Source organism: Nitrospira marina (assembly GCF_059568365.1).
The window spans coordinates 282,953-296,954 of record NZ_JCANTH010000001.1; the positions used below are offsets into that span (position 1 = coordinate 282,953).

The window sequence follows — 14,002 nt, forward strand, 5'->3', positions numbered from 1 at the left end:
GTTGTGTCATGTGGCTTACGGAATGTAGCCAGCAACTATCTGGTGCCTTAGCGTAACGTAGACCGGCTATCTTGTTCAAGATATCTGGCAACAGGATTCGAAAGCATTTACTTCGGGGTGGCTCGACGTGTTTTTGGGGGAGTCGAAGCCGGCAGACAGAACCGCCACAATTTCTTTGCCCATTCTCCCGCATAGTCCACGCCAATTCGAGGCAGAGATTGAATCTGTTTTGGCAAAACGGCCAGACCGTGATCTTCGATCCAAAGTGTCAGGCCGAGCGTGGTATCCAATCCGTTATGCGTCCGATTAACTTCTAAAAATCGGCAGACTCGGCCGGGACCGTCGATGCGCCTGGGCAAACCCGGCGAATCCCCTCCCAAGATTTCCAGTCCTCGAATTAAGACTGCAGCAGGATATTGCTCTTGTTCAGTCACGATATTGAGACAGTGGTACATTCCATAAATCAGGTAAACATAGGTGAAGCCAGCAGGGCCAAACATAATTTCTGTACGTTTCGTTCGGCCTTTGGAGGCATGGCAGGCTCGATCCTCCGGTCCCACGTAGGCTTCCGTATCCACAATTTTGGCCTGGATGATCCCGTTTGGCGTCTGTTTGATCAGTACCTTCCCCAGCAGTTCTGACGCAACTTTCAAGGTTGGCCGCTCAAAAAATATTCGCGGTAAAGGATCCGGAGAGTTACCAAGCCCTTGAAGTGTGACTGGAAAATAGGGTTCCGGATTTGCTTCCTTTGGAGGAAATATTCGAGGTCTACGGTTCGTGACTAGCAGGAATTTCGAAGGAGAGTCATTTTTTTGCCTTCCCCTCCTTTGTATGGAGGGGGTAGGGGCGGTAGAACTCTTGGCCACATGTAACGCAATATCTTCTAAAACCCCATTCAGATTGTGCAGAATGTCGTCATTGTTGTACCTAATGAGCTTGATCCCCAATGAATGTAAATTATTCTCTCGTTGTCGATCGCTCTTGATTTTACTTTCGTTCGCGTGCACATCGCCGTCAACTTCAATCGCCAAGGATCTCTCCGGGCAATAGAAATCTACAATGTATGATCCGATTCCATGTTGGCGACGAAATTTGAAGCCGTGAATTTGAAAACCACGAAGTTTTGACCAAAGCAATTGCTCAGCCGGAGTTTGGTTTGATCGAAGCCGACGTTTTACCGGAAGAAGGTCTGATTTTCCTTTTTTGGTGGTCATGCGTCTCTGATCATATGTGGTTTGTTTTCGCCTCTTTTGTAAGGAGGGGAAAGGGGAGGTAGAGACTTTTGTCTTCTCGTTGAGATTTCCAAAATTTGTGTGATCTCTGATCGGGTGGATGAAGTCTACCCCACCTACACCTCCCCTTACAAAGGGGAGGAGATGAAATCACTACACATAATGGGATTCAAGGATAGGATGTTATCCCACCTCTTTAATGGCTCTTCGGAATTAAACCCCTTACGAAGGGGAGGGAGATTCAGGTGACGTGAGGGCCGTAGGGTGGCAATGTCGTGAGACGACCATCGTCCAGCGGGCCGCCAACAGTGAAATGATACAGCGATTGCCACGTGGTTTGAGGATGAAAGCCGAGAACCCGATGGACCGGATCATCAAAAAAACAGCCGATCCCCGTTGACCGGATGCCAGCCGCTTCGGCCTCCAGATAGAGCACTTGTCCGATCACCCCGGTTTCCCAAAACAACCGTTTGTAAAACCACGGGCCATACGTTTCTAAGCTCTTGTCGAATTCGGCTACCATTCCAAGCGCAAAGGCACTGTCTCCGGCAATGTCCTGCCCGCAACTGAGTTGTTTGGCCAGATTTTGCGCGTTCCCTTCTTCCAAGAGATAGAGCGGAAGATTGGAGGGGCAGGCTTCAGGGGTCGACCAGACAAACTGCTCGTGCATCGCATTTTTGAAAAACATGAGGTCTCGGTGTTCTGGATTTCGATTGACCCAATACAGTCCTGGCGGTATCCCGTCTATTCGATGAACGAACAAGATGAGGTGAATCGAGGGTTCCCAGGGAATGGCATCCCAGGGCATGAGTCGATCCGGTAAAGGCAAGTCCTCTCTTGGCATGATCCGTTGCAGCATGGTGAAAAAACGATCGGCAGGGAGGCCGGTTCGTCCGTCAAATGCGACGGCGCTTCGTCGTTGATGGATGATGTGACCAGCCAGGGGTTCAGATTCAACCACTTTCCCTTCGTTCATGGGAGCAACTGAGGTATGAAAGGCAATGCGTTCGGGTTCTTGAGTCGATTTCCAGGACGCCTCCGTGACCGAATCAATAATTTCCCACAGGACTGGTTCATCTTGGCTCAAACGGTTTGCCGTGCCTTTCCATTCTCCTGATGTGAGCACCGTATCATCAAGATCGTTGAATGCCAGATTCAGCGTGGGAGAGGGTTGAAGGTTTCTGCGCCAGACTGCCGCCAGCAATTCCGGGTATTCCCGTTCTGCCTGTTGGAAGTCCTGCGGTCTCGTCAGACCCAGGAGGCGTGCAATCGTCTCGTCTGAGGTGCCACTCAACACCAACAGATTCCAGCCTAAGGTCGCCGCTGCAATTCGCAATGTGCCGATCGCATGGCCCGTATCATGTTGGCAATATCGAAAGGCCCGCTCTCCATATTTCCATGCTTCCCGCCAATGAACGGACGTGAGGCCTACCAGAAATCCTTCAGAAGGCATGCCTTGAAGTATCGATTGAGCAGGTTCAGGAGGAAGAGCCCAACGGTATTCGAGGGCATGTTCCTTCGGGGCATAGTGGTATAGGCCTGGTTCCACGGCAAGGTGAGGTAGGGAACCCGTGAAGAGATAACCCTCGGTGGGGTGGAGGTTGCCGCTGGAAGGATTACTCCGCAAAGCCCAGCTTGTTCCGTTGTAGGCTTTCCACGCCGTCAGTGATAACCCATATTCAAAAAAGCGAGAAAGGGTGTTAAGGGTGATGGGTTGCGAGGGGATCGAAGACGGATGAAAGAGTGATTCATACGGTGGAGACAGCGGGTCTTCGTTGAGTGGGAGGTGTGGAAGCGGAACAAGCGGAGCGCCATCGAATCGGCGGAAGGGATTGGGCTGATTGGCCCAATCCAAATATCCTAGCGACCGGGCGTACCGGTTGAACTCATGCTTAGTCTGCTCGTGATATTGTTTGACGTGGTCAAGGGCTGTTTTCAATTCCTGCTTGGACATGTGGGTGTTCATGTGGACAAGTGTAACACCGTGAGAGGTGAGTGAAACAATACGGCCTGCCTTACCTCGATGAGTCGGTGTTCCCACCGTTTGTGTTTACAGCTGACGGGTTGTTACACGTCGAGGTTGTCAGCTAACCCGGCATTGGCCATCAAAAATTCATACCGGGCCTCGGTGCGTTTGCCCATCAAATCCTGAAAGGTCCGGTTGGTCTGGAGTTCATCTAACAGCTCGACTTTGAGTAAGCGACGAGTGGCGGGGTGTAAGGTGGTGACTTTGAGCTGTTGAGGAAACATTTCGCCCAAGCCTTTGAAGCGGCTGATGGTGGGATTGGCGTTGCTGCGGGCACTTGACACAATCCGTTCTTTTTCCTCGTCGGTGCCGGCCCAGTGGACTTCCTTTCCGATTTCAATTCGGTAGAGTGGCGGTTGGGCAATGTAGACGTGGCCTCCCCTGATCAGATCAGGCATGTGCCGGAAAAAAAACGTCAGCAACAGTGTGCTGATGTGATAGCCGTCAATATCCGCATCCATCAACAAAATGATTTTATGGTACCGGAGTTTCTTGAGATCAAAGTCTTTCCCGACTCCACAGCCCAAGACTTTGACGACATCCGCCAGCTCTTTGTTCTCAACCACTTTGGCAAGTGTGAGTTCTTCCGTGTTTAGCACTTTGCCCCGTATGGGAAGAATCGCCTGATTTTTTAAGTCACGGCCTTGTTTGGCCGTCCCGCCTGCAGAGTCCCCCTCGACGATAAACAGTTCGCTGATGGTTGGATCCGTGCTCTGGCAGTCGGCCAGTTTTCCCGGCAGGTTGAGGCGATGGCTCACGGCCGACTTCCGCATCACGGCTTTGGAGGCTTCACGAGAGGCTTCGCGGGCTCGTGCCGCCAGGATCATGCGACCCACGAGAGTTTCCGCAATGCTTTGGTTTTCGTTCAGATAGGTTTCAAGTGCCGGCCGGACCAGATTATCCACTTGTGCCTGCACTTCCGGATTATTGAGCCGCTCCTTCGTTTGCCCCTGAAACTGCGGGTGGAGGACGAGGACGCTCAGTACGGCCGCCATGCCCTCGCGAATATCTTCGGCTTGAAGGGAGAGGCCTTTGGGCGTGAGATTGTGGGTGTCAATGTAATTGCGTGCAGCTTTCACAATGCCGCCACGTAATCCCATTTCATGCGTGCCCCCATTCGGAGTGGCCACCCCATTGACATAACTTTTGACGAATTCGGCGGGTTCATCGGTCCATTGCAAGGCGACTTCCATTTTCAGCGCCTGTGCCCCGCCTTCAGGGCCTGATGCGCCATTTTTAAATTGGCGTTCCAGGTAAAAGACGAAATCGACGGTCGTTTTTCGAGCGCGATCCGCCACTAATTTGCGCAAATATTCCTGAATGCCCTGTTCGTGATGAAACAGGTGGGTTTCTCCAGTGGTGCCATCTTTAAAGGTCAGCTTGAGCCCCTTGTGCAGATAGGCTTTCGCATCCAGCGTGTCCTGTAACACCGCGGGATCGAATTGAATGGTTTTGCCGAATATTTTGGGGTCGGGACGAAAATAGACCGAAGTCCCGGTTCCTCGTGCATTGCCCAAGGCTTTGACGGGACCTTGAGGTACCCCGGCCTGATAGGTCTGTTCCCACTCCTTGCCGTCACGTTTCACCTGAACTTCCAGGTGACGGGACAGGGCATTCACCACCGAGGCGCCGACTCCATGCAATCCGCCGGAATGGATGTAGCTTCCCGTATCAAACTTTCCTCCGGCATGTAAGGTTGTCATAATAATTTCTAATGCCGACTTTTTGTGTTTGGGATGTTTATCCACCGGAATGCCACGACCGTTGTCCGTGATGCGAAGACCTTCACGCGATTTATCCAGTTCCACGATGATGTGAGTGGCGTAGCCATTAATGACCTCATCGATCGCGTTATCCAGAATTTCCCAGACTAAGTGGTGCAGGCCCGTCTTATCGGTGCCTCCGATATACATCGCAGGGCGGCGTCGGACGGGCTCAATACCCTCCAGCACCACGATGTCACTGGCATCATATGTTTTACCCATGAACGGACCCTCGGGAATAAGTGGGATTCGAAATGTTCAACAGCTTCATAGTGTCGTGCTCCAGGGAACTAAGCGGTAACTTCGGTTTGAAAGATTGGAACGGTCAATTCAGCTGGAACTATGTCGGTCAGACGACCCCGCTTAAACAACGGATGCCCCTTCCCTCCACGTCCGACCACCTGGTACTTGCGAAGGGAGACGGAAAGAGTGCCACCGTCCTCTTTGGCAAGCACGAGTTCTTCCTCTTTTGAAGACAATAATCTAAATCCAACCACGGTATCGTTCTGGTCCAATTTCAAGACGATGACTCCACGGCCGGGTCCGGCCAATTGCGCCACCTCTTCGGCCTGACAAAGCAAGGCTCGTCCTCGCGCGGAGACGACCGCCACGACGGTTTTTTGCAGAGGAGCGGTTACCTGGCTGACCCCGATAACTTCTTCCCCTTCCTTGAGTTTACAAAATTTTCGGCCCAGTCGGGTCGAGGGCTCCTGGAAGGGGTCAAGCTCAAACCGGATCCCCATCCCGCTTGAAGTCATGGCGACGGCTTCTCCGTATAGACCGGATGGGGTGCCGTCGAAGAGTGGCAGGTTGCGACCTTTTGACGGTGCAAGGGCGGACAGTCCCGTTGTCCGCATACGCGGGTCGAAGCTCAGCCCTTCAATAATACGTTCGCCATCTTTGAATTTAAAGAGCTTTTGCGCCGGATCTCCAAAGCCACTTCGGGCCGGTGGAATATCGCCGATGCGAATAGAGTAGGCGCTGCCGTAATTGGAAAAGAACACCACCGATTCCAGGGTACTCCCGCCTAAAATCGTCATGACCCGATCGCCTTCCCGAACCCGGGCTTTGGAAAGATCTTTAATAAGGCCGACTCGCCGGATCCATCCATCTGCGGAAACGGTGATCACCGCATCTTCTTTAACCCGGAACGCGTCCGGATCAAACTCGACTTCCTCGGTTTGTCGCCGGCCGATTTTGGTCCGACGTTTGTCCCCAAAAGCCGTGGCGACCTCTTCCAGTTCTTTTTTGACCACATCCCATAATTTGGTATTGGAAGCCAGAAGGGTTTTGAGATTCTTGGCCTGACGCAGCTTGTCGGCCAGCTCATCCAGCATTTTTTTAATTTCGGTTCGGGATAATTTATAGATGGGCGTTTCCAAAATCGCGTCGGTTTGAATGGGTTCGAGTCCGAATCGTTGTTGGAGTTTATTGGCAGAATCGGCTTTACCCTCACTTTGCCGGATGATCTTGAGCACCTGATCCAGAGCGTCGAAAATGAGTTTGAACCCATTCAGGATGTGGATGCGCTTTTCCAGCACTTGCAAATCGTAGCTGAATCTTCGCTTAACGGTGACAAAGCGAAAGTCGATGAACTGTTCCAGCATCTGCTTGAGATTCAAGCAATCAGGACGCGCCACGGTCGATCCCGGTACCGGAACCAGGCACGTCAAATTGACGGAAAAGTTATTTTGCAGCGGCGTATGTTTAAACAGATAGGCCATGGCCAGATGGGGATCGGCATCTTTTTGTGTCTCGAGCGCGATTTGAACTTCGGTCGTGGACTCATCCCGGACATCCACCAATTGCGGAACCTTTTTGGTGATGATTAATTCGCCGATCCGTTCCACAATCGTGGACTTATCGACGGCAAAGGGAATGGATGTAATGAGAATGGCTGATTTCCCGTGATCCAATGCTTTGACTTCATATTCTCCGCGAAGCCGGATCGACCCCTGTCCGGTCTCATACATTTCCCGGATCTCAGTTTTGTTGTTCAAAATTTCGCCGCCGGTCGGAAAGTCCGGGCCTTTCAGGTATTTCATGAGATCGGAAATTGAGGCATCCCGTTTCGCAATCAAGGCGATCGCGGCCTCGATCACCTCTCCTAAATTATGGGGAGGGATATTGGTGGCCATGCCCACGGCAATTCCCGTTGAGCCATTCACCAGCAGATTGGGAAAGCGCGCGGGGAGTACCAGCGGTTCTTCCGCTTTGCCATCATAATTGGGTTGAAAGTCGACCGTGTTTTTATTCAGTTCATTCAGCAGTTCGAGTGCGAGAGGTGTCAGACGGGCTTCGGTATAGCGATAGGCGGCGGGACGGTCACCGTCCTGGCTGCCGAAATTTCCATGTCCATCCACCAGGGTGTTGCGTAATGACCAGGGCTGGGCCATTCGAGCCATCGCGTCATAGACCGCCGCGTCCCCATGTGGATGCCATTCACCGATAACGGACCCCACGACCTTGGCGCTCTTGATGGGAGGCCGGTCAGGCACAAGGCGATGATTGTGAAACATGGAAAATAAAATGCGCCGCTGCACGGGTTTCAACCCATCCCGGATATCCGGAAGGGCCCGTGAGGTAATAACCGAGAGCGCATAATTGAGATAGCGTTGACGCGTGGTCTCATCCAGTAGAACCGGGATGATTGCTGAAGGGTTGTTGGTGGAATTATCGGTGCCAGACCGGGTTCGTTTGGCCATACGTTCGTATCCTTTGATGACTCAGAGGGTCTTGAAATTCATGTGGGATTCAGGATCTCGGAGGGTGAAGCCGCCTTATGATATTACTGGACAGGCGCGGGCGAGGGGCCTAAGTGTGTTGTGGCCGGTTCCGGTTCTTCATCCGTTGGTTTAACCAGAGAGGGCAATCCTAACTGGTCTTTGATGCGGGTTTTCACCCAAAACGGATCCCACCATTCCGTGGGATTCACCTGTTCGCCATGCAAAATCAAACTAAAGTGCAGGTGATCGCCGGCTGCGAGACCGGTGGTGCCTGATTTGCCAATGGGTTGTCCCAGGGTGACAGCGTCACCGGGTTTGCCTTCAATCGAGGAGAGATGCGCATACAAGGAAAGCAATCCATATCCATGATCAAGAATAATTGTGTTCCCATAAATTCCCAGATATCCAGCAAATATGACAATTCCGTTATTAGCCGCTTCGACGGGATAATGCTGGGTGACGGCGAGATCAAACCCTAAATGATCTTGGGTGTCGACGACCTGTCCCTTATACATATATTTGCGGTGATCGGCGAAGGAGGCTTCGACCTGTGAGCCCGACAATTGGCGAAACGCCCCTTTCCAGAGAAATTCATGGCGGCTGCTCTTGGCCAGTTTGGAAATGGTCTCGTTATTCATTTTGCGTAACGTGTCGTTGACCAGAAGGAAATCCTTCAGTGGATCGCCCATACTCTGTAATTCAGGAGTCTGTGCCAGGATGGTTGGAACCGTTTTACGAATGAATGAGTCGGAAATCGTGATGGAACGGGTACGCCAGGCTTGAGGTTTGACCTTGAAACTCACATCCATGAGAGCGGAGTTGCCATACCCGTCGTCGGCAATAACTTGAATCGGGGTCGAGGACGGCAAATTATAAGGAAAGGCAATAAAAGCAAACATTCCGGCTTTGTCCGGGGCAGGATATCCCGGGAAAAAAGCCTCTCCAATCTTTACCCCGTGAATAGACACGTCCGGGATCACTTGATACCTGACGATACCTGCTCCACCTTGCACGATGGTCGTGGGGGGTGACAGAAGTTCTAATCTGGGTGGTGTAAATTGCGGGGTAAATTCCTTCTCCAATCGTTGTCCGTTACCTTCAAACCAGTTTCGCCAGGAATAATCCCTGGCGGTCACAATGAGTTGGGCCTGACCTTGCCTACGAGGCAGGTCCGAGTCGGCATAGGGAATCACGTTCAGGGTGAATTCATGGTCCCGTCCTCCGGCTGCCGAAAACCACCCCTCAGAAGAAAAGGATTGGTCGGCCAGACTGAATGTTTCCAAGTTGTGAATAATGCGGACTGAGATATCCCGAAGACCGGTCCCATCATCATGAATTCGAAGAACCAGTGGCGTGGTTGGGCCGACCAGATCGAACGGTTGCTCGAGAGAGATTTCAGGGGCGGTGGAATCTCCCCATCGTGCGTTCCCAATTAATCCCAGGTAAATGGCGATAAGAGCCAGGACGATGATAAACAGCAAGCCTTTTTTAGACACGATCGAGGTAACTCTTCCTCCAGAGGATGGTGCGAGCAGGACAAAAAATGTTCCTCTTCTTATACCATACCCAGCCTTCAGAGCAAGTGTATGATCTGTCTGAAGAGACGGTGAAGCGCGCGCGCCTGATTCACAACCGTAGAAATCGGCTCTCTGTACTCTTGACATGGACAGGATGATCGCCTAGCCTGTGCCGGGCCACAGCCAGGCCTCATGTCTCATATCCCCTCCTCTCGGGCCAGGGGTTTCGTCCAGATGGATGATGTGGGAATTCCCGCTTCCTGAATGGTTGATCAGGAGCTTGGTTTCATGGAAGAAGCCGGTGGTTCTTGGTGACAAACACATTCCCGTACATTTTCTCAATATTCCTTTATTTTGACAAATGGTGTTCCGATATATGTCGGTAGTGCCGAACAGGCGACAGCCTGATCGGCATTTTCTGAATCAACCGTATTTCCACATGGGGGGCTCATGCCAGGGTTGAGTGATATTCTAGGTTGGTTTTCGAGTGATTTAGCCATCGATTTAGGTACGGCGACGACACTGGTCTATGTTCGTGGTAAGGGCATTGTCCTGAGTGAACCCTCGGTGGTGGCCATCGAAAAACAATCCAATACGGTATTGGCCGTGGGTGTCGAAGCCAAACGCATGGTGGGAAGGACGCCGGGTAATATTGTGGCGATCCGCCCGATCAAAGAAGGGGTCATTGCCGATTTCGCCATGACCGAGCGCATGTTGCACTACTTTATTACCAAAGCGCATAACCGACGGGCGTTCGTCAGGCCTCGCTGTATTATTGGTGTGCCATCCCGTATCACCGAAGTAGAGCAACGGGCCGTTCGTGAATCGGCCAGCCAAGCCGGCGCCCGGGAAGTCTATCTCATCGAAGAGCCGGTTGCGGCAGCAATTGGAGCGGGGTTACCGATTACGGAACCTTCGGGGAATATGGTGGTCGACATTGGAGGAGGTACCACCGATATTGCTGTCATTTCCCTTGGGGGCATTGTCTGTAGCGAGTCGGTGAAAGTGGCGGGTGACTCCATGGATGATGCCATTATGAGTTATATTAAGCGACGATATAACCTCCTGATCGGTGATCACATGGCGGAAAAGGTGAAAATCGAAGTCGGATCTGCCTATCCGTTAGAACAAGCCAAAACGATGATGGTCAAAGGGCGGGATATGATTTCGGGTATTCCCCGGACGGTAGTGGTGAATGATTCCGAGATTCGAGAAGCATTGGAAGATCCCATACATGCCATAGTGAATGCCTTACGAAACGCCTTGGAGAATACCCCGCCTGAATTGGCCGGAGATATTATTGATAAGGGAGTGGTGATTACAGGCGGGGGTTCGTTGTTGCCGGGAATTGCCACGCGGTTTCAGGAAGAAACCAATCTGCCCATTATTACGGTAGAGGATCCCTTGACCTCCGTGGTGTATGGCGTGGGAAAAGCTCTTGATGAAGTCGATTTGTTCCAAAAGATTCAAAAATTTTAATGGTAGGCTAGGGCAAGGCAGCCGAGGCGTCAGGTGCGATCTGAAAAATCTTGCCTTGGTGACCGATCACATAGAGTTCTCCCTCACGATCTTCCCCAAAAGACGCGATTCGTAGTTCCGTATCCAGCAGTTGTGTGGTCTGACCGTCGCGATAACCCCAGATTTCTCCGGTACAATAATCCCCGAACACATAGAGTCCTTCTAGCGAAGGCACGCGTTTTCCACGATAGACATAGCCTCCGGTCACCGAGCATCGTCCCTGTTCGTGCCGGTATTCTGTAATCGGCGGCGTGACCACATGCTGGGCCGATTCGCAGTTCTTGTCGGGATTGAAACAGTGGGTCCCCTCTAAGAGTCGCCATCCATAGTTTTTCCCTTTTGCAATCACATCGATTTCTTCCCAAAGGTTCTGTCCGACATCCCCGGTCCATAAGTCTCCGGTCTGGCGGTCAAAGGAAAAGCGCCAGGGATTGCGAAGGCCAAGCGCAAAGATTTCAGGTTGGCCCGGTTGTCCGACAAAGGGATTGTCGGCAGGGATGCGGTAGGGAGGCGGTCCATCTACATCGATTCGAAGGAATTTGCCCAGCAAAGACTTGCGATCTTGGGCTCGATTCTCCGGATCACCGCCTGCTCCGCCATCTCCCGTCCCAATATACAAGAATGCATCGGGACCAAAGGCGATCATGCCTCCGTTATGGTTGCTGTAGGGTTGTGGAATGACGAGTCGAATGGATTCTTGTGGGTCCGCCCGGGCGGGGTCGGATGATACTTGGTATTCAGCAATCACCGTGGCCCCGTCTTGTGCCCTGGTGTAGTTGACAAAGAACCGGCCATTTTTCGAGTACTGAGGGTGGAATGCCAGACCCAGGAGTCCTCGTTCCCCTCCTGTGGACAGCTTTTCAGCGATATCCAGGAAAAGAGACGGATTTCGTTGGCCTGGAGTCAGGATGACAATGCGGCCATTCTGTTCTACCACGAATAAGCGATTGGTCTGATCCGGACTGGCGGTGAGAAAGACCGGCTTGGAAAAGTCGTGTTCCACCAGGGGTTGCAATCCAATGGGGCCTTTGAAAGAGGCAGGTTTTCCAGAAAGACCCCAGCCCGAGGTTGACCAAAGTCCTACCGCTATCCCTATGACGATTCCCATCATCACGGGGGCCAGGTGTTTATGAGGGGCTACGGGAAGATGGGATGGTCGATTTCGGGATTGGATTGAGCGGAATAGGGATTGCCCGGGAAATCCATGCCTTGTTATAACTTGAGAAGCCATAACGGTCACGTGAAGGAGTGTAAGATGATTTTAAAGTACGAGTCCGATATCTTAGATGATGAAAATGCCCGAGGAAATTTCTATCATGTTTGTCAGGGAAAGGTCCAGGACACGCCGGTTGGCATTCCACCTGAGGATCAGCCCTATGAATGCCCTGCGTGTGGCATTGATCTGGAACAGGAAGACTTTTTGTTAGCGCAACAACGAGGGTGGTCCTAATGTCGGTTGAGACCGCACCCACCTTAGGCAGGGAGGACGGTATGCATTTACCACGTAGCCAAGGAAGAAAAACGGTATCGGTCATGCGCGGCCTCATGATGCTTTGCCCAGCATGTTACGACAGCATTCATGAAGAAAAGTTAGTGGATGAAAAAAACTATGTGGCGGATCATGAAACATTTTTTGACGTGATTTGTCCAGGCTGCGAAGATTTGAATCGTCCCCTCATCGACGATATGCTGGGCAGTTCGGAATAGCCTCGGTCATCTCTTGATCGGGCATGCTGAACCGGTTCTTATCCTCCATCCGACCGGAACTTCTATCCGGCCTCCCGATTTTCGCGAGTTCGCTCATCTTTCCTATCCATACTAAACGTCCGCATTTGCCTTGAGGTATCACGATTATGTTTTAGTGAGATCACGTGCGCATGCAGTTTGAGATAAAGACCGCAAAATCCACTGAACTGTTTGTGCCGCCATTGCACAAACTGATCTGACGGCCCATCCCATCCAATTGTTCAATCCATTTGCCTTTTCCGCACCTTTCAGGTCGTGAACTTACCTTCTTTGTTCGTTTCCTTAATTCCTGTGCAGATGTAACCGATAAGAAGATGAGGGTTAAAAGTTGTCGTGAAGATTCCCGAGCAGGAGGTGTCCGATGGGAGGCTTCAGAGCTGGTCCACTGATCTTTGCGGTCTTTGGTTTCTCACCCATCTTCTTGATTTCTTCCCCCCCTCCAACGTTGTCGTGTGATTCTTTACTCAATCCTTCAGCCTTTCAGATAACGACCTTCACCCAAAATACCCTCCTTCCCAATGGCATGATGGCCATTCGGTATCCTGAAACGGAGCAGGAGAGCTCTCCGCATGTCAGTGTGCATCGAGTGTTGATGGTGATTCCTGGACTACAGGAATCCCTTCCTGAAGCCTCGGATATGCACTATCGAATCGTTGAAGGGGATGGCACGATTGGATGGATAACCTACATTCTTTCGGCCCAGGCACTTTTCTATGGTGTGGGTGAAGATTCGTTAGGTTTTCCCGAAAAGATTTGGATTGATCCTGAAGAAGATGGCCTGAATGGTAATGAACATCTCCATGGCAGAGAGCCTGATTCGGGGAAATGAGAGTGTCATCTACTACCTAAGGTAGGCTTCCGGACCGCCTAATTCATCGAGCAGGCGCCTGGTCCACGGGGATCTCCGCAGGATCCGCAACTGCCTGGATCAACAATGTTCATTCCACTGCCTGTTCCCCCTACGGCAAATCCCGTCAACTGTTTTTCAAGTCTATTGGCCTGACATTCCGGACATTCCGGGATCGTTGAGCCATGGACAAGCATCTCAAATTGATGCGAACATTCCTGACACCTATAGGCAAAAATCGGCATGGGTTCTGGACCTCCTTTTGAATGAAATGGTACATCTAGTATAGGCGATCATGTGAGATGAGGACAATGGAGGTTCGCGATAGGGAGTGGCCTCCCATCATGATGGAGAAGGAGAAAAAGATGTATCAAGAGGAGGAATCGTTTAATCTAAGGTTTTCCCTGGAAGCCAACTTCCCGGATGAATATGAGGGCGAGGAGGATGAGAGAGCATGGCTCGCACATTGGGAAGAAACCGTGAAGCCTGCTATTGTGAAAAGTATATTTCGCACATTGGAACAGTATCCCGACTGGGTGGCCCGTTTTCGCAATCGAGGAAAGGCAGCTACTGACGAAATTGAAATTGTGCTAGAAAAAACCTATACAGATCCATCCCTGAATTAAC

12 protein-coding genes are annotated in these 14,002 nt (G+C 51.5%); 5 read left to right on the forward strand and 7 right to left on the reverse strand.

The annotated features are described in order from the left end of the window. Positions 1 to 107 precede the first annotated feature (107 nt). The 5 genes from LX98_RS01250 to LX98_RS01270 form a co-directional block, all read right to left on the reverse strand. A complete protein-coding gene (locus LX98_RS01250) occupies positions 108 to 1,214 on the reverse strand; it encodes a DNA-3-methyladenine glycosylase (protein ID WP_496427175.1) in 1,107 nt (368 codons plus the stop codon). Positions 1,215 to 1,473: 259 nt separating this feature from the next. Beyond that, entirely contained in the window at positions 1,474 to 3,186 is a 1,713-nt protein-coding gene (locus tag LX98_RS01255) for a SagB family peptide dehydrogenase (RefSeq protein WP_496427176.1), read from the reverse strand. A gap of 113 nt (positions 3,187 to 3,299) precedes the next feature. Next, positions 3,300 to 5,243: a DNA gyrase subunit B gene (locus tag LX98_RS01260; protein ID WP_496427177.1), complete on the reverse strand. Its 1,944-nt coding sequence runs from the start codon at positions 5,241 to 5,243 to the stop codon at positions 3,300 to 3,302. A gap of 68 nt (positions 5,244 to 5,311) precedes the next feature. Then, a complete protein-coding gene (locus tag LX98_RS01265) occupies positions 5,312 to 7,726 on the reverse strand; it encodes a DNA topoisomerase (ATP-hydrolyzing) (RefSeq protein WP_496427178.1) in 2,415 nt (804 codons plus the stop codon). A gap of 83 nt (positions 7,727 to 7,809) precedes the next feature. Continuing rightward, complete coding sequence (locus LX98_RS01270) at positions 7,810 to 9,243, reverse strand: peptidoglycan DD-metalloendopeptidase family protein (RefSeq protein WP_496427179.1); 1,434 nt, start codon at positions 9,241 to 9,243, stop codon at positions 7,810 to 7,812. A 471-nt stretch (positions 9,244 to 9,714) separates the two neighbouring features. Here LX98_RS01270 and LX98_RS01275 point away from each other — a divergent pair, with 471 nt between their 5' ends. Continuing rightward, the gene (locus tag LX98_RS01275; RefSeq protein ID WP_312644576.1) at positions 9,715 to 10,743 is read left to right on the forward strand and encodes a rod shape-determining protein; all 1,029 of its coding nucleotides are present in this window, start codon (positions 9,715 to 9,717) and stop codon (positions 10,741 to 10,743) included. A 7-nt stretch (positions 10,744 to 10,750) separates the two neighbouring features. On the opposite strand, the gene LX98_RS01280 is transcribed toward LX98_RS01275, so the two are convergent. Then, the gene (locus LX98_RS01280) at positions 10,751 to 11,785 is read right to left on the reverse strand and encodes a PQQ-dependent sugar dehydrogenase (RefSeq protein ID WP_496427180.1); all 1,035 of its coding nucleotides are present in this window, start codon (positions 11,783 to 11,785) and stop codon (positions 10,751 to 10,753) included. 252 nt (positions 11,786 to 12,037) lie between these two features. On the opposite strand from LX98_RS01280, the gene LX98_RS01285 reads away from it, so the two are divergent. The 3 genes from LX98_RS01285 (at position 12,038) to LX98_RS01295 (ending at position 13,357) form a co-directional block, all read left to right on the forward strand. Further along, a complete protein-coding gene (locus LX98_RS01285; protein WP_312644570.1) occupies positions 12,038 to 12,232 on the forward strand; it encodes a hypothetical protein in 195 nt (64 codons plus the stop codon). Between the two features lie 41 nt (positions 12,233 to 12,273). Further along, positions 12,274 to 12,489 carry a hypothetical protein gene (locus LX98_RS01290; RefSeq protein WP_312644567.1) on the forward strand — a complete coding sequence of 72 codons (216 nt, stop codon included), beginning with the start codon at positions 12,274 to 12,276 and terminating at the stop codon, positions 12,487 to 12,489. 400 nt (positions 12,490 to 12,889) lie between these two features. Further along, positions 12,890 to 13,357 carry a hypothetical protein gene (locus LX98_RS01295; RefSeq protein ID WP_496427181.1) on the forward strand — a complete coding sequence of 156 codons (468 nt, stop codon included), beginning with the start codon at positions 12,890 to 12,892 and terminating at the stop codon, positions 13,355 to 13,357. Positions 13,358 to 13,395: 38 nt separating this feature from the next. Here LX98_RS01295 and LX98_RS01300 read toward each other — a convergent pair whose 3' ends face one another. Then, positions 13,396 to 13,620 (reverse strand): FmdB family zinc ribbon protein, encoded by a 225-nt coding sequence (locus tag LX98_RS01300; RefSeq protein ID WP_312644563.1) that lies wholly within the window; start codon positions 13,618 to 13,620, stop codon positions 13,396 to 13,398. A 120-nt stretch (positions 13,621 to 13,740) separates the two neighbouring features. Between LX98_RS01300 and LX98_RS01305 the strand changes: the two genes are divergently transcribed. Then, positions 13,741 to 14,001 (forward strand): hypothetical protein, encoded by a 261-nt coding sequence (locus tag LX98_RS01305; RefSeq protein WP_496427182.1) that lies wholly within the window; start codon positions 13,741 to 13,743, stop codon positions 13,999 to 14,001. Position 14,002: the final 1 nt, after the last annotated feature.